We start from the raw sequence: 24,988 nt of genomic DNA on the forward strand, positions 1-24,988 counted from the left end.
CGGCGCGGTCAGCGCCGCTCGGCCTTGGCGCTGCGCGACATCAGCTCCTTGAGGGCGACGACCGGCGGCTTCCCCTCGTGGACGATGTCGACGACGGTCTCCGTGATGGGCATGTCCACCCCGTGCCTGCGGGCCAGATCCCGTACGGATTCGCAGGACTTGACGCCCTCGGCGGTCTGCTTGGTGACGGCGATCGTCTCCTGCAGGGTCATGCCCTTGCCGAGGTTGGTGCCGAAGGTGTGGTTGCGCGAGAGCGGCGAGGAGCAGGTGGCGACGAGGTCGCCGAGGCCGGCGAGGCCGGAGAACGTCAGCGGGTCCGCGCCCATCGCGAGGCCGAGCCGGGTCGTTTCGGCGAGGCCGCGGGTGATGAGCGAGCCCTTGGCGTTGTCGCCGAGCCCCATGCCGTCGGCGATGCCGACGGCGAGACCGATGACGTTCTTGACGGCGCCGCCCAGTTCGCAGCCCACGACGTCGGTGTTGGTGTACGGGCGGAAGTACGGGGTGTGGCAGGCGGCCTGGAGGCGCTGGGCGACCAACTCGTCGCGGCAGGCGACGACGGCCGCGGCCGGCATCCGCTTGGCGATCTCCTTGGCGAGGTTGGGCCCGGTGACCACCGCGACGCGGTCCTCGGAGACCTTGGCGACCTCGGCGATGACCTCGCTCATCCGCTTGGCGGTGCCGAGTTCCACGCCCTTCATCAGGGAGACGAGCACGGTGTCGGGGGCCAGCAGGGGCGCCCAGGCGGCGAGGTTGTCGCGCAGCGTCTGGGAGGGCACGGCGAGGACGGTGAAGTCGGCGCCGGCCGCGGCCTCGGCCGGATCGGTCGTGGCCCGTACGGACGCGGGCAGTTCGATGCCCGGCAGGTAGTCCGGGTTGGTGCGCGTGGAGTTGACCGCTTCGACGAGCTCGGGCCGGCGGGCCCAGAGGGTCACCTCGCAGCCCGCGTCGGCGAGGACGATGGCGAACGCCGTGCCCCACGAACCGGTCCCGAACACCGCTGCCTTGGTGGTGCCGTGTGTCACTTGGTGCCCTCCCCGGCGGCCTCGCGGCGCTGCCGCGCGCGGACTTCGCGCAGATCGTACGGCTTCTCGGGGGCCTTCTCGCCCCGCAACTCCTCCAGGAGGCCGGTGATCGAGGCCATGATGACCTCGGTGACCTCCTTGAGGACCTCCGGCGTCGGCTCCTTGTCGTAGAACCGGTCCAGGTCCACCGGCGGACCGGCCTTCACCTGGAGCGTCTTGCGCGGGAAGAAGCGGACCTTGTTCTCCTTGGCGTACGGCGGCATCGCCAAGTTGGCGCCCCACTGGGCGATCGGGATGACGGGTGCCCTCGTCATCAGCGCGGCCCGCGCGACTCCGGTCTTCGCGGTCATCGGCCACTGGCCCGGGTCGCGGGTGAGGGTGCCTTCGGGGTAGAAGGCGACGCATTCACCGCGCTCCACGGCGTCAACGGCGGCGCGGAAGGCGCCGACGGCGTTGGTCGACTCGCGGTAGACGGGAATCTGGGCGGTACCGCGCAGCAGGATCCCGACACCCGGCGTCTTGAAAAGCGCGGCCTTCGCCAGGAATCGGGGCACGCGGCCGGTGTTGTATTGGAAATGCCCGTAGGAGAACATGTCCAGATACGAGTTGTGATTGATGGCGGTGATGAATCCGCCGTCGGCCGGAATGTTCTCCATTCCCTGCCAGTCCCGCTTGAACAGAACGACCAGCGGCGGTTTTGAGATGACCGCCGCCAGGCGGTACCAGAAGCCGATTCTGCGGCGGGACACTCGGACACCTTCCTCTGTGGACCCGGCCGGGCCGCTGCGGACCCGGGGGGCGAACTGACCCTGCGCGGCTGCTGGTGGCAAGTGTCGCCCCGGGCCCCTGGTCTGTCGAGAACACCGTACGCCCCGGCCCGGACAGCGGCCCTGCTGGCGGGTGACAATGAAACCCGCCGCCGCCCGGCCCGATCAAGGCGGCGCCCGGACGGAGGGGACGCCACGAACACCGCCACAGCTGCCCGCTGGTCCCTCGTCATACCGCTGAAGCCCTTGGCGCTGGCCAAGAGCAGACTGGCGGCCGCCGTCGGCGGTGAGCTGCGGCCGCGGCTCGCCCTCGCGTTCGCGCTCGACACGGTGGCGGCCGCGCTCGACTGCCCGGTGGTGCGTGATGTGGCGGTCGTCACCAACGACCCGCTGGCCGGGGCGCAACTGGCCGCGCTCGGCGCGCGCGTCGTGCCCGACTCCCCCGGGGCGGGCCTCAACCCCGCGCTGGCGTACGGGGCGTACCGGGTGCGCGCCCGGCGCCCGGCGGCCCCGGTGGCGGCGTTGAACGCGGATCTGCCCGCGCTGCGCCCCGCGGACCTGGGCCGGGTGCTCGCCGCGGCGGCCGCATTTCCGCGGGCATTTCTCGCGGACGCGGCGGGAATCGGCACGACTTTTCTTTCGGCCCTGCCCGGCGTCGATTTGAATCCGTATTTCGGCGGTCCTTCCCGGGCCGCCCATTCGGCGTCGGGGGCCGCGGAAATCCTGCTCGACGGCGTCGATTCGGTGCGCGGTGACGTGGACACCGGCGCGGATCTGCGCGCCGCCCTGGCCCTGGGCGTGGGCCCGGCCACCGCCGCGCTGCGCCAGGCTCTGGCCTCCGTACCGGGGCACTAGGCTGGCGGTATGCAGGCGACCGCGTACACATACGACCCCGAGACCCGCAGCGGCAGTGTGCTGCTCGACGACGGCACCCCGGTGGACTTCGGCGCCCCGGCGTTCGACGCGGGCGGTCTGCGGCTGCTGCGGCCCGGACAGCGGGTCCGCATCGAGACCGAGGCGGGCGGCACCGGGCTGCACATCACTCTGGTGACGTTGCAGACCTTCTGAGGCGGCGGCGCCCTGTGAAACTGGCCGAAAACGGCCGCGGGCCGGGTCTCCCCGAAGGGAGCCCGGCCCGGCGCATGCACCTTGCCGCGTGAGAGCCGCGTACTACTTGCGAGCGGTGGCCTTCTTGGCGGTGGTCTTGCGCGCCGTGGCCTTCTTCGCGGGCGCCTTCTTCGCGACGGCCTTCTTGGCCGGCGCGGTCTTCTTGGCGGTGGCCTTCTTGGCGGTCGTCTTCTTCGCCGCCGTGGTCTTCGCGGCGGTGGCCGTGGTCTTCTTGGCGGTGGCCTTCTTGGCGGTGGTCTTCTTCGCCGCCGTGGTCTTCGCGGCGGTGGTCTTCTTCACCGCGGTGGCCTTCTTGGCGGCCGTCGTCTTCTTGGCGGTGGCCTTCTTGGCCGCGGCCTTCTTGACGGTGGTACGGGTGGAAGCGCCGCCCGAGAGGCTGCCCTTGGGGGCCTTCTTGACGGCCACGTCGTTCTTCGGGAGCTTCTTCGAGCCCGCGACGAGGTCCTTGAAGCCCTGGCCCGCGCGGAAGCGCGGAACCGAGGTCTTCTTGACCCGTACACGCTCACCCGTCTGCGGGTTGCGGGCGTACCGGGCCGGGCGGTCGACCTTCTCGAACGAGCCGAAACCGGTGACCGAGACGCGGTCGCCGGCGACGACTGCGCGGACGATCGCGTCCAGCACCGCGTCAACCGCGTCCGCGGCCTGCTGACGGCCGCCGACCTTGTCGGCAATCGCTTCTACGAGCTGCGCCTTGTTCACGTCTTCCCCTTCGGAGACATTGCCTGAGCGAAAGTGTCCAGGCCTTTTCGCACGTTAGGCAGATATATACCGCAAATCAAACACGAAACGGGCTAATCACCCTAGTGCCGCAACGAAGTCGGCTCTCACCGAGTTCCTTGCGGCTCAGTCGCCTTCGGGGAATCGGCCCTCGTCGAGGTCCTTCATCAACCGGTCCAGACGCCTTGCCGCATCGGCGAGATCGTGTTTGGCCGCCGCCGTGATGACCAGCAGCTTCCGGGACAGCGCCATCCGTACGCCCTCCGGGACTTGCAGTTCGCGCACCCTTGTGTGCGCTTCTTTGAGTTGGTCCGCCACCATCCCGTAGAGCCCGAGTTGGCTGTCGCGTTCCATGCGTCGATTGTGCCATCTGAGGCGAGTTGTCACCTCCGGCGGGGGCAACTGAGCGAATCCAGCGACCACCGGACGTCCGTACGCACCCCCGATCGCGCAAGCGACTATCCAGCCATCTGCCCTGCGCGCAAGGCTAGTTGACGTCACCCCCGGAGCCCAAAACGCGACGCGCCCCCTGCCCGGAAACCAATCCGGAAATCAGGGGGCGCGATGCAGCCGAAGGGGGGTCAATAGGCGGTTCAGGCCTGGATCGTGCTGGGCTTGAAGGAGGGCCGGCGCCCCTCGTAGGTGGCGATGTCGGGCTCGTTCTGGAGCGTGATCGAGATGTCGTCCAGGCCGTTCAGAAGCCGCCAGCGGGCGTTTTCGTCGAGTTCGAAGTCGGCCGTGACGCCTTCCGCGCGAACCTGGCGGTCCTGCAGGTCAACGGTGATTTCGGCGCTCGGGTCGCGCTCGGTCAGCTCCCACAGCGCGTCCACGACTTTCTGGTCGAGAACTACGGTGAGCAGCCCGTTCTTCAGCGAGTTGCCGCGGAAGATGTCGGCGAAGCGGGACGAGATCACGGTTTTGAAGCCGTAGTTCTGCAGCGCCCACACCGCGTGCTCGCGGGAGGAGCCGGTACCGAAGTCCGGTCCGGCCACCAAAACCGTGGCGCCCTTGCGCTCGGGCTTGTTCAGGACGAACTCGGGGTCCTTGCGCCAGGCCTCGAAGAGCCCGTCCTCGAAGCCGTCCCGGGTGACCTTCTTCAGCCAGTGGGCCGGGATGATCTGGTCGGTGTCGACGTTGGAGCGCCGCAGCGGTACCGCCCGGCCGGTGTGCGTGGTGAATGCTTCCATGGCTGATCAGACTCCAGCGGGCGTACGGGCGTCGGAGAGGTCGGCAGGCGAGGCCAGATGGCCGAGAACCGCGGTCGCGGCGGCGACCTGGGGCGAAACCAGGTGGGTGCGGCCGCCCTTGCCCTGCCTGCCCTCGAAGTTGCGGTTGGAGGTGGACGCGGAGCGCTCACCGGGGGCCAGCTGGTCCGGGTTCATGCCCAGGCACATCGAGCAGCCCGCGTGCCGCCATTCGGCGCCGGCGGCCGTGAACACCTTGTCCAGGCCCTCGTCCATGGCTTGCAGGGCGACTCGGACCGAGCCCGGGACGACCAGCATCCGTACGCCGTCGGCGACTTTGCGGCCCTCGATGACGGCGGCCGCGTTGCGCAGGTCCTCGATGCGGCCGTTGGTGCACGAACCTACGAAGACGGTGTCGACGTTGATGTCGCGCAGCGGCTGCCCGGCGGTCAACCCCATGTATTCCAGGGCCTTTTCGGCGGCCAGGCGCTCCGAAGCGTCCTCGTACGAAGCAGGGTCGGGGACCTCGGCCGACAGCGGGGCGCCCTGGCCGGGGTTGGTGCCCCAGGTGACGAACGGCGAGAGCTCGTCGGCCTTGATGACGACCTCGGCGTCGAAGACCGCGTCCTCGTCCGTCTTCAGGGTCTTCCAGTAGGCGACCGCCGCGTCCCAGTCCGCGCCCTTGGGGGCGTGGGCGCGGCCCTCCAGGTAGTCGAACGTGGTGCGGTCCGGGGCGATCATGCCCGCGCGGGCACCGGCCTCGATCGACATGTTGCAGATGGTCATGCGGGCTTCCATCGACAGCTTCTCGATGGCGGAGCCGCGGTACTCCAGGACGTAGCCCTGGCCGCCGCCGGTGCCGATCCGCGCGATGATGGCGAGGATCAGGTCCTTGGCGGTGACGCCGTCGGGCAGTTCGCCGTCGACGGTGATGGCCATCGTCTTGAACGGGGCCAGCGGCAGCGTCTGGGTGGCGAGCACGTGCTCGACCTGCGAGGTGCCGATGCCGAAGGCCAGCGCGCCGAAGGCGCCGTGGGTGGAGGTGTGCGAGTCGCCACAGACCACGGTGGTGCCGGGCTGGGTCAGGCCCAGCTGCGGTCCCACCACGTGGACGACGCCCTGCTCGACATCGCCCAGCGGGTGCAGCCGCACCCCGAACTCGGCGCAGTTCTTGCGCAGCGTCTCCAGCTGGACGCGCGAGACCGGGTCGGCAATCGGCTTGTCGATGTCGATGGTCGGGGTGTTGTGGTCCTCGGTGGCGATGGTGAGGTCGAGCCTGCGCACCTGGCGGCCGTTCTTGCGCAGACCGTCGAAGGCCTGCGGGCTGGTCACCTCGTGCAGCAGGTGGAGATCGATGAAGAGGAGGTCGGGCTCGCCCTCGGCTCGCCTGACGACATGGTCGTCCCAGACCTTCTCCGCGAGTGTCCTACCCATCGCCTTCCCTCCGGCCGGCGTCGTCGCCGGCACTACTAGAGATCGATTGCCCATGCCCGTACCGCACGCCCCGGGCGAAGGCCGGATCCGTTGTACGGATCGCCAGTACAGCTTGACGACTTCCGGAGAAAATTGAACTTGCGTTTCACAGAGTGAGACGCGAATATCGTTGCATGGACAACTCTAGCGGCGTAGGCGTTCTGGACAAGGCTGCCCTTGTCCTGAGCGCTCTGGAGTCCGGTCCGGCCACCCTCGCAGGTCTGGTCGCGGCCACTGGGCTCGCACGACCCACGGCACACCGCCTCGCCGTGGCACTGGAACACCACCGGATGGTGGCTCGGGACATGCAGGGCCGTTTCATTCTCGGCCCCCGGCTCGCGGAGCTCGCGGCAGCGGCGGGCGAGGACCGCCTGCTGGCCACGGCCGGGCCCGTACTGACGCATCTGCGCGATGTGACGGGCGAGAGCGCCCAGCTCTATCGCCGGCAGGGCGACATGCGGATCTGCGTGGCGGCCGCCGAGCGCCTCTCCGGCCTGCGCGACACCGTGCCGGTCGGCTCCACGCTGACGATGAAGGCCGGCTCGTCCGCCCAGATCCTGATGGCCTGGGAGGAGCCGGAGCGCCTGCACCGCGGCCTCCAGGGCGCCCGCTTCACGGCGACGGCCCTCTCCGGCGTGCGCCGCAGGGGCTGGGCCCAGTCGATCGGCGAGCGCGAGCCGGGCGTGGCCTCGGTGTCGGCGCCGGTGCGCGGCCCGTCGAACCGGGTGGTGGCCGCCGTATCGGTCTCCGGCCCCATCGAGCGCCTGACCCGGCACCCGGGCCGGATGCACGCCCAGGCTGTCATCGACGCCGCCGGGCGCCTGTCCGAGGCCCTGCGCCGCAACGGCTGAGTCCCTACTTCCACTTTCCGGCCCACCGCTTCAACGCCGCAGCGGTGGGCCGGAGGTGTGTCCGGGGCCCGCCCCGCTCAACCGACCGCGCACAACCGGTGGTTCGGGGTCGGATTCACCGGCATACGGCACGGTGGTCGGCGCGGTCGGGCGCTGCCCCGGCTCGGATACCCGTGCGCGGTCGAGGACTTGCTGCCCTCCATGCGCAGGCGACCGCCGAACTGGCCGTGACCGAGCGGGAGTTGGTGGAGCGTTACGACTCCCGCGCCGCGCAGGCAGAGAGGTACGGAGACACGAAAAGGCCCTCCGCATGAAGCGGAGGGCCAATTCTCTGTGCGTACCCCCGACCGGATTCGAACCGGCGCTACCGCCTTGAGAGGGCGGCGTGCTAGGCCGCTACACAACGGGGGCCTATCTGCATTTCGGACCTTCGATGAAGATCCAGGATCTTGTAATGACCCGCTGGGCTACCAGGACTCGAACCTAGAATGACGGTACCAGAAACCGTAGTGTTGCCAATTACACCATAGCCCATGGTGGTTTAGACCAGTACCCCCGACCGGATTCGAACCGGCGCTACCGCCTTGAGAGGGCGGCGTGCTAGGCCGCTACACAACGGGGGCCCTAGCGATCCTGCAGCAGGTTCACCGGGTGCGACCCTGGTGATCCCGTGGGAAGGATCTGTACCCCCGACCGGATTCGAACCGGCGCTACCGCCTTGAGAGGGCGGCGTGCTAGGCCGCTACACAACGGGGGCCTTGCAGAAAAGCTCTGCGAGCTGGGCTACCAGGACTCGAACCTAGACTAACGGAACCAGAAACCGTCGTGCTGCCAATTACACCATAGCCCACCAAAGCGCAACTCCCGTACGGGGTTTTGCTCGGCTTGCGCTTTCGGTTCGGGGCTTTTCCCCCCGCTTCCCTCGGCGCAGGAAGAACATTACCCGAAGGTGTCCGGCGCTCCAAAACGGGTATCGCGGCGCAGGAGGTCAGGGAGCTGATCGAGCCCGGTGATGCGGACGAGCTCGGGCCGTCCGCCGGTCCCGGACCGGTCGAGCCAGACCCCCTTGAGCCCCGCCTTGTCAGCCCCGCGTGCGTCGATGTCCGGCTGGTCGCCGACGTATGCGACCTCCGCCGGGGAGAGCCCGAGCGCCTCGCACCCGGCGTGGAAGGCGCCGGCCTCCGGTTTGGCGACGCCCAGTTCGGCGGCGCACAAGAGCGCCTCGAAGCGGTCCCGCACGCCCAGGATCCGCAGCTTCCGGTCCTGGTTGCGCAGGGAGGAGTTGGACAGGACGGCGTGCCGGTAGTCGTCGGCGAGTACGTCGAGAACGGGCAGGGTGTCCGGGAACAGACTCCAGGCCGCTTCGTAGTGCGCCACGTGCCGCTCGAACCAGGCCTCGGCACGCTCGTCGCTCATGGGCTCGTCCAGGAACGACCGGACCCGGTCGCGCCGCTGCCCTTCCCAGTCGGTCTCCCCGGCCGCGAACCGCGCCCAGTGGTACGCGGTGAACTCGTCCCAGCTGTCGAGGGCCTTCTCCAGACAGTCGTACGCGCGGGGCAGGCCTTCGATGTCGAGGTGCGCCCGCATGCCGGAGCGGGAGGCCGTGGCGTAGTCGAAGATCGTGTCGTCGATGTCCCAGAGGACGGCGCGGATGGCCATGCTTCGAGTTTAGGTCGTCGGGCCGGAGCGAGGACGGTGTTCTGGCATATGCGCCCGACGGCGGCGGCGAAGGTCAGTGCACCAGTGCTTCGGCCGGGACGACGAAGAAGTCGGTGACGAAGCAGGTGATCGCGCCGGCCTCGTCGCGGCCTATCCAGGTGGGGTAGGCGCCGTCGCCCCAGCCGGAGGAGAAGGCGATCAGGTTGTGACCGGAGGCGGGGTCGGTGACGGTGTGCGGCCCGGGTGAGGGCGGGACGGTGTCGAAGGCCTCCCAGAGCGGGCCCTCGTCGCCCTCGCAGTCGGGGAAGGACCCGTCGGACCCGGCGTCGTAGAAACACCCGGTGCCCGCGTCCACGCCGTACCCGAAGAACTCGTCGTCATCGAGCTCGGCGAGGTCCTGGCCCGGCTGGAGCGCGAGTTCCCAGGAGACGGCGGGGACGTCCTGGATGACGAGGCGCGCCGCGACCACCCGCAGGTGCGGGGTGTCCGCCTCGGGCTCCCCCGGCCGCACGAGGGTGGCCACCGCGGCGTCCACCCGGTACCGCCCCGGCGCGACGTCGGCCGTGAACGGCTCGGCCTCGCCGGCCCCGAGTGAGACGAACGGGTCGCAGGCGATGACCCGGCCGGTGTGCAGCCACAGCTCCCCGCCGGCCACCACGGACAGCGTGCCGGTGGTGCCGGACTCCTCCACGAAGGTGTGGCCCGGAGTGAAGTGCCAGGAGAAGTCGGGGGCGGGCATGGGCATGAGGGTCTCCCGGTGTGACAGGCGTGGAGGCGGCGACAGTTCGCCTACGGGAAACATAACTCCCCCCACTGACAACGCAGTCCGAGACGGCTCGGGGCCGCAACCCGGCTCCGCGTCCCGGCCCCCAGGACAACTCCCGTACGGCTGGGGCGGGTTGCCGCCTGCGACGACCTGAGGGGCGGCAGCCCGTCGGCTGCCGCCCCTCATCCACACGTCTGTGTGCGCCTACGCCGCCAGCTTCACCAGCGCCGCGTCGATCCGCTTCAGCGTCTTGTCCTTGCCCAGGATTTCCAGGGACTCGAACAGGGGCAGGCCGACCGTGCGGCCGGTCACGGCCACGCGGACCGGGGCCTGCGCCTTGCCCAGCTTGAGGCCGTGCTCCTCGCCCGCCGCCAGGACCGCGTTCTTCAGGGACTCCGGCGACGTCCAGTCCGCCGACTCCAGCTTCTCGCGCGCCGTGCGAAGGAGTGCGTCCGAGCCTTCCTTCATGGCCTTCGCCCAGGACGCCTCGTCCTCGACGGGCTCGGCGCGGAAGAGGAAGTCGACGTTGGCCGTGATGTCCGAGAGGACCGTCACGCGGGTCTGGGCGTGCGGGGCGATCGCCTGCCAGGCCTTCTCGTCGAAGGACTCGGGGTCCCAGTTCGCGTGCGGGGCACGCAGCCACGGCTCGCAGGCCGCCGCGAAGGCCTTCTCGTCCAGCATGCGGATGTGGTCCGCGTTGATCGACTCGGCCTTCTTCAGGTCGAAGCGGGCCGGGTTGGCGTTGACGTCCGCGATGTCGAACTTCGCGACCATGTCCTGGATCGAGAAGACGTCCTGGTCCGCCGAGAACGACCAGCCAAGCAGGGAGAGGTAGTTGAGGAGGCCCTCGGGGAGGAAGCCGCGCTCGCGGTAGACGTTCAAGGACGCCTGCGGGTCGCGCTTGGAGAGCTTCTTGTTGCCCTCGCCCATGACGTACGGCAGGTGGCCGAAGGACGGGATCTCCTTCGCCACGCCCAGCTCGATCAGCGCCTTGTACAGCGCGATCTGGCGCGGCGTGGAGGACAGCAGGTCCTCGCCGCGCAGGACGTGGGTGATCTCCATCAGCGCGTCGTCGACCGGGTTGACCAGCGTGTAGAGCGGGGCGCCGTTCGCGCGGACGATGCCGTAGTCGGTGACGTTCTCCGCCTGGACGGTGATCTCGCCGCGGACCAGGTCCGTGAAGGTGGTCGCCTCGTCCGGCATCCGGAAGCGCACGACGTGGCTGCGGCCCTCGGCCTCGTACGCCTGCTTCTGCGCGTCGCTCAGATCGCGGCAGTGGCCGTCGTAGCCGGACGGCTTGCCGGCGGCGCGGGCGGCCTCGCGACGGGCGTCCAGCTCCTCGGTGGTGCAGTAGCAGTTGTACGCGTAGCCGCCCGCGAGCAGCTTCCCGGCGACGTCCTTGTAGATGTCCATGCGCTGCGACTGGCGGTAGGGCGCGTGCGGGCCGCCGATCTCCGGGCCCTCGTCCCAGGTGAAGCCCAGCCAGCGCATCGAGTCGAGCAGCTGGTTGTACGACTCCTCGGAGTCGCGCGCCGCGTCGGTGTCCTCGATGCGGAAGACGAAGGTGCCGCCGTGGTGCCGGGCGAACGCCCAGTTGAACAGGGCGGTGCGGACCAGGCCCACGTGGGGGTTGCCGGTCGGGGAGGGACAGAAACGGACGCGGACGCTGGCGTCCAGGGGGTTAGCCACGCTTGATCACCCTGTTGGTGAGAGTGCCGATGCCTTCGATGGTGACGGCGACTTCGTCGCCGACGTTGAGGGGGCCGACCCCGGCCGGAGTGCCGGTGAGGATGACGTCGCCCGGGAGCAGCGTCATGGCCTCGGTGATGTGGACGACCAGGTCCTCGATGGAGCGGATCATGTCGGCGGTGCGGCCGAGCTGGCGCTGTTCGCCGTTGACCGTCGCCTGGATGGTGAGGTCCGTGGGGTCGAGGTCCGTCTCCACCCAGGGGCCGAGCGGGCACGAGGTGTCGAAGCCCTTGGCGCGGGCCCACTGCTTCTCGCGCTTCTGGGCGTCGCGCGCGGTGACGTCGTTGGCGCAGGTGTAGCCGAAGATGACGTCCTTGACGCGCTCGCGCGGGACCTCGCGGCACATGCGGCCGATGACGACGGCGAGCTCGGCCTCGTGGTGCAGTTCGTTGGAGAAGGAGGGGTACTCGATGTTGTCGCCGGAGCCGATCACCGAGGTGGTCGGCTTGAAGAAGGCCACCGGCACCTCGGGGACCTCGTTGCCGAGCTCCTTGGCGTGCTCCGCGTAGTTGCGGCCGATGGCCACGACCTTGTTGGGGAGCACGGGCGGCAGGAGGCGGACCTTGCTCAGCGGGACCTTGGTGCCGCTGAGCTCGAAGTCCGCGTACGGGATGCCCTTGATGATGTCGAGTACGAGACCGTCGGGGCCTTCACCCTCGACGGCTCCGAAGGCGACATTGCCGTCGATGGAGAACCTGGCGATGCGCACGAGTGCTGTCGCCCCTCACTTCGCTTAGCTGGTACTGGCTGGAGTCTGACGCTCCAGGCTAACGCGGGCGGGGGCACCGGCTGTGCGATTACTCCGCGGCTCGACCTGCGGCGGGCCGCCGCTCGGGGGGGGCCTCAGTTCGCGGCGCCGACGACGGCGGGCGCTTCCATCAGGATGGTGCGGCGCGGGTTGGCCGTCTGGGCGGGAAGGTCGACGGTGTGCTCCGGCTGAGCGGTCCGCTGCAGCTCCTCGGCGTCCGCGAGGTGCGCGAGGGTGGTGCGGCGCGGGTTGGCTATGTTGCGGATGATCATCGTCGTCTTCATCTCTGCTACAGACCCTGTCATTACGGGCGCGCCAAGGCGCCGGTTGTCGGATTGGCCATCCCTGTAAAGCGTCAGGCTAAACATTCGAATTCCCGGCAAAGGGCCCGAGAGGCGACGATCAATGTGTGAGTTTCCTCACGAATCAGCCCACAAAAGGGATATAACGGTCCGTCAACCGACTACACAGGAACGGACATTCCGGTACTGAACCCTTCATTCCGCTCCTGATCATCGCGACTGGGACACCCCCCACCCGTAAGCGACTCGTAAGCAAAAGTCCCATTTCTCCGCGATCACTTTCTACGTCTTGTGACCCGCTCATCACAATGTGTCACCCAGGTCACAGCCCGGTACGCGGGCCTTGTTGGAGATCCGGCACTGTGCTGGAATTCCACGCACCGCCGCGGGTCACTGACCGGCGCGCAGGGGCGCAACGCAGCGCCGGGTGAGCGGCGGGAGGGGGAGCAGGACAAGCGCCGGTCACTCAGACCACACAGGGGGCGCGCAGTGCCCCCATGACGCCGACACCGTCCCATCCGTCTACGCGGAGGGACGCCTGGTCCAGAGGTTGCGACGCTAGTGCAGGGACGTTTCAAGAGGGATGGCAGCGCTGCGGCGGAGCAGGAGCCGCAGGGCGGGACTGGCCCCAGAACAGCCAGTTCCTCGCCCCAGCACGCCCAGAACCCCCGGGGCCCCGAGAATCCGACCCCCTCGCCGGGCGGCGAGGCGAGCGGCCCGACGGCGCGCACCGGAGGACCGTCGGGTCCCACCGGCGGCGAGGAGCCGAAGGCTGCCCTGAAGCCGACGGGACCCGTCGACACCGGCTCCCGAATAGCCCTGCGCAACTGGCGCATCTCGACCCGTCTGGTCGCCCTGCTCGCGCTCCCCGTGGTCGCCGCGACGACCCTGGGCGGGCTGCGTATCGAGCAGTCCATGAACGACATGCAGCAGCTCGACCACATGCAGCTGCTCACCGACATGACCAAGCAGGCGACCGAGCTCGCCGCCGCGCTCCAGACCGAGCGCGACGACTCGGCGGGCCCGCTCTCCACCCAGACCTCCGACGCCCGCGTGCAGACCGACCGCTCGGCCACCGACCTGGTCAAGAAGTCGTTCATCAACGCGACCCAGGACGTCAGCGGTTCGGAGAACGACGACGCCCTCGAATCGATCCGGCGCAACGTCACCAACATCGCGATCCAGCTCCAGGACCTGGAGAACATCCGCAAGACCGCGTACCGGGACAACTCCACCAACTCCCAGACGGTCGAGTCCTACAGCCGTCTCATCCGCGGTCTGCTCAGCCTCTCCCAGGACATGGCGCAGGCCACCTCCAACCCGGAGATGATCAAGCGGACCCGTGCGCTGGCGGCCTTCTCATCGGCCAAGGAGTACGCCTCGGTCCAGCGCGCGATCATCGCCTCGGCGCTGCCGGCCACCAAGGACAAGCCGGGCAACCTGACGGAGCCCGACCGCCTCTACGCCAAGGCCGCCCAGGACGGCGAGCGCCAGGATCTCGCCTCGTTCCAGAACGTGTACGAGGCCAACGGCGGCAACTCCACCGAGTTGATGGCCCCGCTCGACAAGGGCAACTCGGAGATCACCGCCGCCAACGCGTACTCGCAGCGCGTGCTGAAGAACACCGGCGGCATCAACCAGGAGCAGCGGCGCTCGTACCTCGACTGGTACGACCAGGACTCCAACAAGATCAACCAGATGAAGACCATCGAGCAGACCCTGCTCGGCGAGATGGAGCAGAAGGCGCGCGAGCTGCGCGACTCCTCGCAGCGCGACGCGATCCTCAACGGTGCGCTGATCGTCATCGTCCTCGGTGTCTCGCTGGTCGGCGCCTTCGTCGTGGCCCGCTCCATGATCCGCTCGCTGCGGCGTCTCCAGGACACCGCGACCCGGGTCGCCCAGGACCGGCTGCCCGAGCTCGTCAAGCAGCTCTCGGAGTCGGACCCGCAGGACGTCGACACCTCGGTGGAGTCGGTCGGCGTGCACTCCCGGGACGAGATCGGCCAGGTGGCCGCGGCCTTCGACGACGTGCACCGCGAGGCCGTACGACTCGCCGCCGAGCAGGCGCTGCTGCGAGGAAACGTCAACGCGATGTTCACCAACCTCTCGCGCCGCTCCCAGGGCCTCATCCAGCGTCAGCTCTCGCTCATCTCCGAACTGGAGTCCCGCGAGGCCGACCCGGACCAGCTGTCCTCGCTGTTCAAGCTGGACCACCTCGCGACCCGTATGCGCCGTAACGGTGAGAACCTCCTCGTCCTCGCCGGTGAAGAGCCCGGCCGACGCTGGACCCGCCCGGTCCCGCTGGTCGACGTGCTCCGCGCGGCCGCCTCCGAGGTGGAGCAGTACGAGCGCATCGAACTGGCCGCCGTGCCCGCGACCGAGGTCGCCGGACGCGTGGTCAACGACCTCGTGCACCTGCTCGCCGAGCTCCTGGAGAACGCCACCTCGTTCTCCTCTCCGCAGACCAAGGTCCGCGTCACCGGTCACGCGCTGCCCGACGGCCGCGTCCTGGTCGAGATCCACGACACCGGCATCGGCCTCTCCCCCGAGGACCTCGCCGCGATCAACGAGCGGCTGGCGTCGCCGCCCACCGTGGACGTCTCGGTCTCGCGCCGCATGGGTCTGTTCGTGGTCGGCCGCCTGTCCCTGCGACACGGCATCCGCATCCAGCTGCGCCCCTCCGACTCCGGTGGCACGACCGCCCTGGTCATGCTCCCCGTCGATGTCGCCCAGGGCGGCAAGAAGGTGCCCGGCAAGGCGGGCGGCCAGCAGCCGCAGGCCCCGGCCGGCCAGGGTGGCCGTCCCGGTCTCGCGGGCGGTCCGCCCTCGCGTGCCGGGCTCGCCGCGGGCCCGCTCGGCGGCGGCCCCGGTGCGCCCGGCGGCCGGCTCGCCGCGGGTGCTCCGCGCGGCCAGGTCACCGGTGGCCAGGGACCGCGCGCCGCGCTGCCGCCCCGTGCCGGTGGTCCGCAGCAGGGCCAGCAGGGCGGCCAGCAGTCCGCCTTCGGCAGCACCGCGGCCACTCCCCCGGCCGCCCCGCGCCGCGGCGACCGCCCGATCACCCCGCCGCCCGGCGCCCCGCGCGCCGAGCTGCCCGGCGGCAACCAGCAGCCGGCCCGGCCGCAGGCCGCGAGCTGGGGCAACGACCAGGTGGCGGGGCCGGGTTCGGCCCTGGACGCGCCGCGCGGCCACGAGGAGCCGGAGCAGCACACCGGCCAGTACCCGCGCCCCGCGCTCGACGACCGCCAGGGTCCCGGCTCGACCGCCGAGTTCGCCCGTCCGGACTTCGACGGGCCCCCGCCGGGCAGCCGCCAGGACCAGTCCTCGACGACCGGCGAGTTCGTACGCCCCGACGTGTTCGGCGCGCCGACCGCGCAGGGCCCCTCGGCGACCGGGCAGTTCGAGCGCCCGGGTGGCTACGACGGTTACGGCGACCAGTCCTCGAACACCGGCCAGTTCGCGCGTCCCGGTCAGGACCCGTCCAACACCGGCCAGTACAGCCGTCCCGGCGCCGACGAGCTCCAGGGTCCGGCGGCGACCTCCGGATTCGCCCGCCCGGACTTCAACGCGCCCCGGCCGCCCGCGCCGCAGCCCGCCCAGCCGCAGCAGTACCAGCAGCAGCCTCAGCAGGGCCAGGACTTCGGTTCCGGTGCGCCGCGTCAGCGCGGGGACTTCGGTGCCCCGCGCCGGCCCGCCGCGAGCCTGCCCCCGCAGCAGCAGTCGCAGCCCGATGCGCTGCCGCCGGCCGGTGACGGCGACGGGCGCACCCCGCTGTACGACACGCTGGAGACCAACTGGTTCCAGCAGCAGCAGGGCCAGCAGGGCGGCCAGCCGCAGCAGGGCGCACCGCACGCGCCCCAGGCTCCGCAGCAGCAGGCCCCGCAGGGCCGGACGGCCGAGCCGCGCCAGCAGCCCGCCGAGCGCCGCCCGGCCCGCGAGAGCGGCACCGCGAACGGCACCGGCGCCTCCAACGGCTCCGGCGCCTGGCGCAGTTCACCCAACGACGACCTGGTCCGCCAGGCCGAGCGGGCCCGCAAGCCCGCCGCCGGCGGTATCACGACGTCCGGCCTGCCCAAGCGGGTCCCGCGCGCCAACCTGGTGCCGGGCACCGCACAGCAGCAGAACAACCAGGCAGGACCCCAGGTCTCCCGGGCACCGGACGACGTCCGCGGCCGGCTGACCAATCTCCGCCGGGGCATCCAGCAGGGCCGGCAGGCCGGCAACGGCTCGACCGGCAGCTTCCACGTGGACCCCACTCACCAGCAGGAGCGTTAGTTGAGTCCGATGAGCCAGGCGGCACAGAACCTGAACTGGTTGATCACCAACTTTGTGGACAACACCCCAGGGGTGTCCCACACGGTGGTGGTCTCCGCCGACGGCCTGCTCCTCGCCATGTCCGAGGGGTTCCCGCGCGACCGCGCCGACCAGCTGGCCGCCGTGGCGTCCGGGCTGACCTCGCTGACCGCGGGGGCCTCCCGCATCTTCGAGGGCGGCAGCGTCGCCCAGACCGTGGTGGAGATGGAGCGCGGCTTCCTCTTCCTGATGTCCGTGTCCGACGGTTCCTCCCTGGCCGTGCTCGCGCACCCGGAGTGCGACATCGGCCTGGTGGGCTACGAGATGGCCCTCCTGGTCGACCGCGCGGGCAGCGTCCTCACTCCGGACCTGCGCGCCGAGCTCCAGGGCAGCCTGCTCCACTGACCGCAAACCCCCGGCCGAGCCGCTCGCGAGGCCGGGGTCGGGAGCCCTCGGCGTCGCCCCTCCGACGCCGCTGGCCCCGCACGATGCAGATTCCCGTCCCGGCCGCACCACTGCCCCCACCGGCCCTGTCAGACGGCTTGCAGATGCCTTGCTGTCCCCGCCCGGAGGAACCAATGACCCCGCCACCCGCCTCACACGATTCGTACGGCGCGCTGCACGACGCGGCGTACGACAGTGAAGGCGACCAGCCGCTGGTCCGTCCGTACGCCATGACCGGCGGCCGCACCAGGCCGCGCTACCAGCTCGCCATCGAGGCCCTGGTCAGCACCACGGCCGACCCGGCGCACCTTGCCACTTTGCTGCCGGAGCACCAGCGGATATGCCACCTGTGCCGTGAGGTCAAGTCGGTGGCCGAGGTGTCCGCGCTGCTCCAGATGCCACTTGGTGTCGCCCGGATCCTCGTCGCCGACCTGGCGGAGGCCGGCATGGTGGCGATCCACCAGCCGGGCAATGGAGAGGCCGGCGGCACGCCGGACGTAACGCTGCTCGAGAGGGTGCTCAGTGGACTTCGCAAGCTCTAGCGGCGGTGCTGCCCGCTCCACTACTTCCGCGAAGATCGTGGTGGCGGGCGGTTTCGGCGTGGGCAAGACCACGTTCGTCGGCGCGGTCTCGGAGATCAACCCGCTGCGCACCGAGGCCGTCATGACCTCGGCGTCCGCGGGCATCGACGACCTCACGCACACGGGCGACAAGACGACCACCACGGTCGCGATGGACTTCGGCCGCATCACGCTCGACCAGGACCTGATCCTGTACCTCTTCGGTACGCCGGGCCAGGACCGCTTCTGGTTCATGTGGGACGACCTCGTACGCGGCGCCATCGGCGCCGTCGTCCTCGTCGACACCCGCCGCCTCGCCGACTGCTTCCCCGCCGTCGACTACTTCGAGAACAGCGGCCTGCCCTTCGTCATCGCACTCAACGGCTTCGACGGCCACCAGCCGTACACCCCCGACGAAGTCCGCGAAGCCCTCCAGATCGGACCGGACGCTCCGATCATCGTCACCGACGCCCGCCACCGCGCGGACGCGAAGAGCGCGCTCATCACGCTGGTCGAGCACGCTCTGATGGCCCGGCTCAAGTAGGAGGTCCGCTACGGCAGTTGTCGTAGAGGAAATGGGGGCGGACTGTGTCCTTTGACACGATCCGCCCCCGTGTTCATAACGTTTCGACAGAGAATTCCGGTGACACCGCAACCCGCCGCGTTCATTTGGTGTCGCTGCGCTCACAACGGCCCCGCCATTTGGCGGGGCTCGCTCTTTATGCCCGTTTTATCTGAGGCGTGGGCCACTCGGAACCTGAGATTCCACACGTTTGGATGGCAGCCGTCTCGCGTGCTGGAATTCGGCGAACTCCCGAGTGGTACGGCTCTGAAACACAAAGCGGCACACACCATCGAGGTGCCGGCTCCGAGAGGTTGTTGGTCGAGTGAAGCGAAGCAAGACGAGCTCCGCGACGCAGCAGGCGCGGGGCAACTTCACCCCGCCGCAGCGTGCGGCGGAAACGCCCGCGCCCCAGACCTCTGCCCCGGATCCCGGCAAGGATGCCCCGGGCAGCACCAGCCGTCTGTCGCCACGCAACTGGCGGGTGGCCACCCGACTGAACGCGATCCTCCTGATCCCCGTACTGGTCGGCCTCGTCATGGGCGGCTTCGAGGTGAAGGCGTCCATAGCCACCTGGCGCGACGCCCGCAACGCCGAGAAGGTCGCGACCATCGTGCGCGCCGCCTCCGACTACGGCCAGGCCCTGCTCAACGAGCGTGACCTCACCGCCGAGCCCCTCCTTCAGAACAAGCGCGACAGCGACATCGTCAGCAAGGCGTACGCCACCTCCGACGCGGCCCGCGCCAAGTTCGACGAATCCGTTCAGGGCATGCCGGACACCCCGAGCCTCAAGCGCCGCCTGGCCAAGGTCCGCGACGCCGAGAAGACCCTGGACGACCTGCGCAAGAGCGCCTACGCCAAGGGCCTCGAAGCCAAGAACCCGGTGCTGACCGAAGAGGGCTACACCGCGATCCCCCACTACCTGAGCACGTTCTCCAACGAGCTCGGCCTGGGCACCGGCAACATCACCAGCTACGGCCGCATGGTGTACGCGGTCGACCTCGCCAAGTCCGCGGGATCGCTCCAGCGCTCCATCGGTCTGCACCTCCTGCTGCGGCCGAGCGACGACCCCAAGACCTTCCAGATGCAGGTCAAGGCGTTCAACTCGTACAACTACCTGGAGTTCATCGCGCTCGGCGAGTTCGACGCCGGTGGTACGGACGCCGACAGCCAGCACCTCAAGGAGGTCATGGCGGCCAAGGACGCCAAGGTCGCCCAGGAGTTCCCCGGAGCCAAGCAGCAGGCCGACGACGGCCCGCACATCGGTGCCGCCCCGGCAGCCGACGGCTCGATCTACAACGGGATGGCCGCCGCGATCGGCGGAGGCCAGAGCGTCAAGCAGCTCAAGGCCGAGGGCATCACCCCCGAGTCCTGGATGGCCGCCTCCACCTCCAAGTTCGACGGCTACAGCGAGGTCGAGAACGACCTGGTCGGCCGGGCCGTGACCGAGGCCGGCCAGATCGCCGACGACGCCAAGACCACCGCGTACATCAACGGCGCCATCGTCGTCGTCGCCCTGCTCGCCGCCTTCATCCTGGCCGGCATGGTGGCCCGCCAGATGAGCCGCTCGATGCGCCGGCTGCGCAACGCCGCCTTCGACGTGGCCGAGCAGCGCCTGCCGATGCTCGTCGACCAGCTCTCGCGCACCGAGCCCGGCCGGGTCGACACCCGGGTCGTGCCGATCCCGATCGACTCCACGGACGAGATCGGCGAGGTGGCCCGCGCCTTCGACCAGGTGCACCGCGAGGCGGTCCGGCTCGCCGCCGAGCAGGCGCTCCTGCGAGGCAACGTCAACGCGATCTTCACCAACCTCTCGCGCCGCAACCAGTCCCTGATCGAGGGCCAGCTGACCCTGATCACCGACCTGGAGAACAACGAGGCCGACCCGGACCAGCTGGAGAGCCTCTTCCGCCTGGACCACCTGGCGACCCGCATGCGCCGCAACGGCGAGAACCTCCTGGTCCTCGCCGGCGAGGAGCCCGGCCGCCGCTGGGACCAGCCGGTCCCGCTGGTCGACGTGCTGCGCGCCGCCTCCTCCGAGGTGGAGTCGTACGAGCGCATCGAGCTGTCCGGTGTTCCGGAGGCCGAGATCCACGGCCGGGCCGTGACCGACCTCGTGCACCTGCTGGCCGAGCTCCTGGAGAACGCCACGACGTTCTCCTCCCCGCAGACCAAGGTCCGCGTCACCGCGACCCGTCTTCCCGACGGCCGCGTGATGGTCGAGATCCACGACAAGGGCATCGGCCTGACCGCCGAGGACTTCGCGGACATCAACCACCGCCTGGCCAACCCGCCGACCGTGGACGCCGCCGTCTCGCAGCGCATGGGCCTGTTCGTGGTCGGCCGGCTCTCCGACCGGCACGGAATCCGCGTCCAGCTGCGCCCCTCGGGCGAGCAGGCCGGCACCACCTCCCTCGTCATGCTCCCGGACGCCATCACCCACGGTGGCGGCGGCGAGAGCGCCCCGCTGGGCGACGACTTCACGGTCTCCTCGATCATCCCCGAGCAGCACCAGCAGCAGCGGTCGGCGTACGACTCCGCGCCCACCCCGATGCGTACGGCCGCCGAGCTCGGCTTCGACGACTCCCGGTACGAGACCGGCGAGCAGTCCGACCCGCGCGAACTCGACCCGGTGAACCGCTCGTTGATGCGCGAGGAGCGCCGGGCAGCCCTGGAGGCCCAGGCGCAGGGCGGCGAACGCCCGCTGTTCCGTGACGAGATCGAGCCCCAGCAGACCCCGTCGTACGACGGCTCCTACGACAACCAGCGGGGCTACGCACAGGAGCAGCCCTACGGCACCGGGTACGAGCCCCAGCAGCAGAACGGCTACGACGGCGCGTACCAGAACCAGCAGTACGCCCCCGAGCACACCGGCGCCTACACGCAGGACTCCTACGCCGCCCGGGACGACTACCGGGACCCCGGCTATCCGGAAGGCTCCTACGAGGAGCCCACGGCCGACCAGAGCCCCTACCAGGCCCCGTACGCCGCCCAGGCGCCGCAAGGCGAGTGGCAGCAGGAGAACGCCTACCAGGAGCCGTACACGGCCCCCTTCCAGCCGGAAGCGGAATCCGCTGCGGAGGCCCCGGGCGTTCCCGGGGGCGCCTCGGAGCGCGTAGGCTTCGACCGTCCGGGCCCGAGCCCGACCACCGCCCACGCGCTGACCGACGCCGGTCTGCCCCGGCGCGGCAGCCAGCAGAGCTGGTCGGCCGAGCCCGAGCAGGAGCAGGAGCAGGCCGAGACGCAGGACGGACCGGCAGGCGACTGGCGCTCGACCAACGACGAGCGGTGGACGAGGGCCGAGAAGCTCCGTGAACCGAAGGCCGGCGGGGTCACTCCCTCCGGTCTCCCCCGGCGGGTGCCCAAGGCCAATCTGGTCGAGGGCGCGGCCGAGCAGACCCCGCAGGGCGGCCCCCAGGTCTCCCGCGCTCCGGAGGACGTGCGCGGCAGGTTGAGCAACCTGCGCCGCGGTGTCCAGCAGGGCCGTAACGCGGGGTCGGACACAAGTAACACCTACAACCAGGAGCGTTAGTGTGAGCCCGATGAGCCAGGCGGCGCAGAATCTGAACTGGTTGATCACCAACTTCGTGGACAACACCCCCGGGGTGTCCCACACGGTGGTGGTCTCCGCCGACGGACTCCTGCTGGCGATGTCCGAAGGCTTCCCCCGGGACCGGGCCGATCAGCTGGCGGCCGTGGCCTCCGGTCTGACGTCCCTCACCGCGGGCGCCTCCCGGATCTTCGAGGGCGGTGCCGTCAACCAGACGGTGGTGGAGATGGAGCGCGGCTTCCTCTTCATCATGTCGGTCTCCGACGGTTCCTCCCTCGCCGTTCTCTCGCACCCGGAGGCCGACATCGGCCTGGTGGGCTACGAGATGGCCCTGCTCGTGGACCGCGCCGGGAGCGTACTGACTCCCGATCTGCGTGCGGAGCTTCAAGGAAGTCTCCTCAACTAGTTAAGGAAGCCTTCTTAATTAGTTACCGATCAGTTCTCAATCAGCAGACAGGCAGTGCGTTTCGCGCCACCGCGCCATAAGGTGCGGTGGCGCGGCCCCAATGGGACGGGCACCGGTAGTCGGAGGAGGAAACGTGACAACACCCCCAGGCGGACACCCCTACAGTGGTGGACAGCAGTCTCCGGGTGAGCACGGCCAGAACCGCTTCAACTACCCCTCCGCGCCGGGCAGACAGGGTCAGCAGCGTCAGGGTCAGTACCAGTCGCCGTACCAGCAGCCGCAGCGCCAGCCGAGCCCGTACGACCAGCCGCCGCAGCCCCGGATCGAACCGGTGCAGCCGAGGCAGAAGACCCAGTCCTCACCGGCGGGCGGCACGCACAACCCCCTTGTGCGTCCGTACGCCATGACCGGCGGCCGCACCCGGCCGCGCTACCAGCTCGCCATCGAGGCGCTGGTGCACACCACGGCGGAACCGGCAAGGCTGCAAGGGCAGTTGCCCGAGCACCAGCGGATCTGCCACCTGTGCCGCGAGATCAAGTCGGTCGCTGAGATCTCGGCACTCCTCACCATTCCCCTCGGCGTTGCCCGGATCCTCGTCGCCGACCTGGCGGAGGCCGGACTTGTCGCCATCCACCAGCCCGGCGGCGGCGACGAGTCCGCCGGCGGACAGCCAGACGTGACACTGCTCGAAAGGGTGCTCAGTGGACTTCGCAAGCTCTAGCGGCGGTGCTGCCCGCTCCACTACTTCCGCGAAGATCGTGGTGGCGGGCGGTTTCGGCGTGGGCAAGACCACGTTCGTCGGCGCGGTCTCGGAGATCAACCCGCTGCGCACCGAGGCCGTCATGACGTCCGCGTCCGCGGGCATCGACGACCTCACGCACACGGGCGACAAGACGACCACCACGGTCGCGATGGACTTCGGCCGCATCACGCTCGACCAGGACCTGATCCTGTACCTCTTCGGTACGCCCGGCCAGGACCGCTTCTGGTTCATGTGGGACGACCTCGTACGCGGCGCCATCGGCGCCGTCGTCCTCGTCGACACCCGCCGCCTCGCCGACTGCTTCCCCGCCGTCGACTACTTCGAGAACAGCGGCCTGCCCTTCGTCATCGCACTCAACGGCTTCGACGGCCACCAGCCGTACACCCCCGACGAAGTCCGCGAAGCCCTCCAGATCGGACCCGACACCCCGATCCTCACGACGGACGCCCGCCACCGCACGGACGCCAAGAGCGCGCTCATCACGCTGGTCGAGCACGCCCTGATGGCCCGGCTGCGGTAGTAGTCGCGTTCGTACGGGAAAGGCCCCGCACTCCTCACGGAGCACGGGGCCTTCGTCGTGTCTCAGCGCAGCGACTCGGCCAGTTTCCGGGCGAATTCGGCGGGGTGGGTGATGACGCCGACGTGGCCGCCGGGGAATTCCGCGAGCTCGGTGCCGTAGCGCTGGGCGAGGTGGGCGGCCGGGCGGTACAGGCGCAGCCCGTCCGAGGCCCAGCCCGCGGCCGGGACCAACTTGCCTGCCTGTGCGTCGAGTTGGGCCAGATCCGGCACATATCCGCTGAACTGGCCGAGAATCCGGGCCAGGAAGAACGCGGTGTTGCCGAGCAACCGCCGGAACGTCTCGGTCATGGCCGGCGGCAGCGCGCCTAGGTCGGGCTTCTCGCCGCGCTCCTCACCGCATCCCGCGCCCAGCTCCGCCATGGCCGCGCCGGCGCCCTCGCGGTGGAAGGTGGCGACCACGGAGTCGAAGAACGCGTGCTGCTCGGCCGCGTCGGGCAGCAGCCCCACGAGCACCGGCTCGTGCGCGACCACCCGCGCCAGCCGTTCGGGGTGCCGGACCAGCAGCTCCACCGCGACGATCGCGCCCGAACTGCTGCCGAAGACGTACGCGGGCGCGCCGTCCGGCGCCACGTGGGCGAGCAACTGGCAGGCGTCATCGGCCTGTTCGCCCACCCGCTGGTCCACGTCCGGTCCGTCGAGCGGGCTGCGCGAGTGGCCGCGCGGATCGTAGGTGACCACCGTGTACCGGTCGGCGAGCGCGTCGGCCACCGGCTCGAAGATCCCGGCGTCCCCGCCGCCCCCCGCTATGAGGAGCAGCACGGGTCCCCTGCCGCGCACCTCGTAGCGCAGCGTCGCACCGGGGACCTTCAGGGTGCCAGTCGTCGGTTCAGTCATCGCTCTCCCCGTTCTCGGGCCAGTGCTCCAGGAGGACGTGCAGGGCCTCGACGCCGCGCTCCCACGACTTCTGCACATCGCGGGGGTGACCGAATCCGCCCGCCGCTTCGAGGCTGATGTAGCCGTGGAAGGTGCTGCGCAGCAGGCGTACGGCGTCGGTCAGGTCGGGCTCGGCGAGGCCGTAGGCGCGGAGCATCCCGTACGTCGTGTCCACGGTGCGCGCCATGACGGTCGAGCCGGCGAGCAGCTCCGGGTCGACCGGGTGCTGGGTGGCCGCGTACCGGCCGGGGTGGGCCAGCGCGTAGGCACGGTAGGCGTCCGCGAAGGCGATCAGGGCGTCCCGTCCCGCGCGGCCCGCGACGGCCGCGCCGATGGCGTCGATGAACTCGCCCGCGGTGTGCAGCGCGACCCGCTGGCGCAGCTCGCGCAGGTTCTTGACGTGCGAGTACAGGCTCGCGTCCTTGACGCCGAAGCGCCGCGCGAGCGCGGACACGGTGATGCTGTCGAACCCCACCTCGTCCGCCAGCTCGGCCGCCGCCACGGTGAGCCGCTCGGGACTCAGCCCCGCTCGCACCATCCAGGCACCCCCACATTCAGAAACCTAGTACCTCTAGGTTGAGGCCTAATATACATA

The 24,988-nt window shown here is 70.0% G+C and carries 24 protein-coding genes and 5 tRNA genes; 11 read left to right on the top strand and 18 right to left on the bottom strand.

Annotated elements, in window-relative coordinates:
* Positions 1-8 precede the first annotated feature (8 nt).
* A complete protein-coding gene (locus OG522_RS11200) occupies positions 9-1,022 on the bottom strand; it encodes an NAD(P)H-dependent glycerol-3-phosphate dehydrogenase (RefSeq protein ID WP_329462815.1) in 1,014 nt (337 codons plus the stop codon).
* Entirely contained in the window at positions 1,019-1,771 is a 753-nt protein-coding gene (locus tag OG522_RS11205) for a lysophospholipid acyltransferase family protein (protein ID WP_329462816.1), read from the bottom strand. Before OG522_RS11205 ends, OG522_RS11200 begins: the two co-directional genes overlap by 4 nt.
* A 144-nt stretch (positions 1,772-1,915) precedes the next feature.
* Here OG522_RS11205 and cofC point away from each other — a divergent pair, with 144 nt between their 5' ends.
* On the top strand, positions 1,916-2,644 hold the full coding sequence (gene cofC / locus OG522_RS11210; RefSeq protein ID WP_443074828.1) for a 2-phospho-L-lactate guanylyltransferase: 729 nt from the start codon (positions 1,916-1,918) through the stop codon (positions 2,642-2,644).
* Positions 2,645-2,653: 9 nt separating this feature from the next.
* Positions 2,654-2,857 carry a hypothetical protein gene (locus OG522_RS11215; protein WP_329462817.1) on the top strand — a complete coding sequence of 68 codons (204 nt, stop codon included), beginning with the start codon at positions 2,654-2,656 and terminating at the stop codon, positions 2,855-2,857.
* Positions 2,858-2,959: 102 nt separating this feature from the next.
* Here the strand turns inward: OG522_RS11215 and OG522_RS11220 are convergent, their stop codons facing one another.
* The 4 genes from OG522_RS11220 to leuC all read right to left on the bottom strand — a co-directional run bounded on the left by OG522_RS11220 (position 2,960) and on the right by leuC (position 6,252).
* Complete coding sequence (locus tag OG522_RS11220) at positions 2,960-3,616, bottom strand: HU family DNA-binding protein (protein ID WP_329462818.1); 657 nt, start codon at positions 3,614-3,616, stop codon at positions 2,960-2,962.
* 144 nt (positions 3,617-3,760) lie between these two features.
* Positions 3,761-3,988 carry a hypothetical protein gene (locus OG522_RS11225; protein ID WP_329462819.1) on the bottom strand — a complete coding sequence of 76 codons (228 nt, stop codon included), beginning with the start codon at positions 3,986-3,988 and terminating at the stop codon, positions 3,761-3,763.
* A 239-nt stretch (positions 3,989-4,227) separates the two neighbouring features.
* On the bottom strand, positions 4,228-4,821 hold the full coding sequence (gene leuD / locus OG522_RS11230; RefSeq protein ID WP_329462820.1) for a 3-isopropylmalate dehydratase small subunit: 594 nt from the start codon (positions 4,819-4,821) through the stop codon (positions 4,228-4,230).
* Between the two features lie 6 nt (positions 4,822-4,827).
* Complete coding sequence (gene leuC, locus OG522_RS11235; protein ID WP_329462821.1) at positions 4,828-6,252, bottom strand: 3-isopropylmalate dehydratase large subunit; 1,425 nt, start codon at positions 6,250-6,252, stop codon at positions 4,828-4,830.
* Between the two features lie 173 nt (positions 6,253-6,425).
* Here leuC and ndgR point away from each other — a divergent pair, with 173 nt between their 5' ends.
* Positions 6,426-7,142 (top strand): IclR family transcriptional regulator NdgR, encoded by a 717-nt coding sequence (gene ndgR, locus OG522_RS11240; RefSeq protein ID WP_329462822.1) that lies wholly within the window; start codon positions 6,426-6,428, stop codon positions 7,140-7,142.
* A 338-nt stretch (positions 7,143-7,480) separates the two neighbouring features.
* Here the strand turns inward: ndgR and OG522_RS11245 are convergent.
* From OG522_RS11245 to OG522_RS11290, 10 genes are all read right to left on the bottom strand, one after another.
* Positions 7,481-7,553, bottom strand: a tRNA-Glu gene (locus OG522_RS11245).
* A 51-nt stretch (positions 7,554-7,604) separates the two neighbouring features.
* Positions 7,605-7,676, bottom strand: a tRNA-Gln gene (locus OG522_RS11250).
* Positions 7,677-7,692: 16 nt separating this feature from the next.
* Positions 7,693-7,765, bottom strand: a tRNA-Glu gene (locus tag OG522_RS11255).
* 61 nt (positions 7,766-7,826) lie between these two features.
* A tRNA-Glu gene (locus OG522_RS11260) sits at positions 7,827-7,899 on the bottom strand.
* Positions 7,900-7,920: 21 nt separating this feature from the next.
* A tRNA-Gln gene (locus OG522_RS11265) sits at positions 7,921-7,992 on the bottom strand.
* Positions 7,993-8,081: 89 nt separating this feature from the next.
* Positions 8,082-8,801: an HAD family hydrolase gene (locus OG522_RS11270; protein WP_329462823.1), complete on the bottom strand. Its 720-nt coding sequence runs from the start codon at positions 8,799-8,801 to the stop codon at positions 8,082-8,084.
* A gap of 73 nt (positions 8,802-8,874) precedes the next feature.
* On the bottom strand, positions 8,875-9,546 hold the full coding sequence (locus tag OG522_RS11275; RefSeq protein WP_329462824.1) for a DUF4241 domain-containing protein: 672 nt from the start codon (positions 9,544-9,546) through the stop codon (positions 8,875-8,877).
* A gap of 225 nt (positions 9,547-9,771) precedes the next feature.
* A complete protein-coding gene (gene gltX / locus OG522_RS11280; RefSeq protein ID WP_329462825.1) occupies positions 9,772-11,256 on the bottom strand; it encodes a glutamate--tRNA ligase in 1,485 nt (494 codons plus the stop codon).
* On the bottom strand, positions 11,249-12,025 hold the full coding sequence (locus tag OG522_RS11285; protein WP_329462826.1) for a fumarylacetoacetate hydrolase family protein: 777 nt from the start codon (positions 12,023-12,025) through the stop codon (positions 11,249-11,251). The genes gltX and OG522_RS11285 overlap by 8 nt, the downstream gene beginning before the upstream one ends.
* A 134-nt stretch (positions 12,026-12,159) precedes the next feature.
* Positions 12,160-12,348, bottom strand: a complete 189-nt coding sequence (locus OG522_RS11290) for a hypothetical protein (RefSeq protein ID WP_329462827.1) — start codon at positions 12,346-12,348, stop codon at positions 12,160-12,162.
* Positions 12,349-12,927: 579 nt separating this feature from the next.
* Here OG522_RS11290 and OG522_RS11295 point away from each other — a divergent pair.
* The 8 genes from OG522_RS11295 to OG522_RS11330 all read left to right on the top strand — a co-directional run bounded on the left by OG522_RS11295 (position 12,928) and on the right by OG522_RS11330 (position 23,461).
* The gene (locus OG522_RS11295) at positions 12,928-16,638 is read left to right on the top strand and encodes a sensor histidine kinase (RefSeq protein WP_329462828.1); all 3,711 of its coding nucleotides are present in this window, start codon (positions 12,928-12,930) and stop codon (positions 16,636-16,638) included.
* A 9-nt stretch (positions 16,639-16,647) separates the two neighbouring features.
* Entirely contained in the window at positions 16,648-17,061 is a 414-nt protein-coding gene (locus OG522_RS11300; RefSeq protein WP_100577622.1) for a roadblock/LC7 domain-containing protein, read from the top strand.
* Positions 17,062-17,234: 173 nt separating this feature from the next.
* The gene (locus OG522_RS11305) at positions 17,235-17,642 is read left to right on the top strand and encodes a DUF742 domain-containing protein (RefSeq protein ID WP_329462829.1); all 408 of its coding nucleotides are present in this window, start codon (positions 17,235-17,237) and stop codon (positions 17,640-17,642) included.
* Positions 17,623-18,204 (top strand): GTP-binding protein, encoded by a 582-nt coding sequence (locus OG522_RS11310; RefSeq protein WP_329462830.1) that lies wholly within the window; start codon positions 17,623-17,625, stop codon positions 18,202-18,204. The genes OG522_RS11305 and OG522_RS11310 overlap by 20 nt, the downstream gene beginning before the upstream one ends.
* A 343-nt stretch (positions 18,205-18,547) precedes the next feature.
* The gene (locus OG522_RS11315; protein ID WP_329462831.1) at positions 18,548-21,754 is read left to right on the top strand and encodes a sensor histidine kinase; all 3,207 of its coding nucleotides are present in this window, start codon (positions 18,548-18,550) and stop codon (positions 21,752-21,754) included.
* A 10-nt stretch (positions 21,755-21,764) separates the two neighbouring features.
* Positions 21,765-22,178, top strand: a complete 414-nt coding sequence (locus OG522_RS11320; RefSeq protein WP_162952516.1) for a roadblock/LC7 domain-containing protein — start codon at positions 21,765-21,767, stop codon at positions 22,176-22,178.
* A 133-nt stretch (positions 22,179-22,311) separates the two neighbouring features.
* Positions 22,312-22,899 (top strand): DUF742 domain-containing protein, encoded by a 588-nt coding sequence (locus OG522_RS11325; RefSeq protein WP_329462832.1) that lies wholly within the window; start codon positions 22,312-22,314, stop codon positions 22,897-22,899.
* A complete protein-coding gene (locus OG522_RS11330) occupies positions 22,880-23,461 on the top strand; it encodes a GTP-binding protein (RefSeq protein ID WP_266911682.1) in 582 nt (193 codons plus the stop codon). The genes OG522_RS11325 and OG522_RS11330 overlap by 20 nt, the downstream gene beginning before the upstream one ends.
* A 62-nt stretch (positions 23,462-23,523) precedes the next feature.
* Here the strand turns inward: OG522_RS11330 and OG522_RS11335 are convergent, their stop codons facing one another.
* A complete protein-coding gene (locus OG522_RS11335; protein ID WP_329462833.1) occupies positions 23,524-24,354 on the bottom strand; it encodes an alpha/beta fold hydrolase in 831 nt (276 codons plus the stop codon).
* Entirely contained in the window at positions 24,347-24,931 is a 585-nt protein-coding gene (locus OG522_RS11340) for a TetR/AcrR family transcriptional regulator (RefSeq protein WP_329462834.1), read from the bottom strand. Before OG522_RS11340 ends, OG522_RS11335 begins: the two co-directional genes overlap by 8 nt.
* Positions 24,932-24,988: the final 57 nt, after the last annotated feature.

The sequence above is a fragment of the Streptomyces sp. NBC_01431 genome, from assembly GCF_036231355.1.
Lineage (GTDB): Bacteria > Actinomycetota > Actinomycetes > Streptomycetales > Streptomycetaceae > Streptomyces.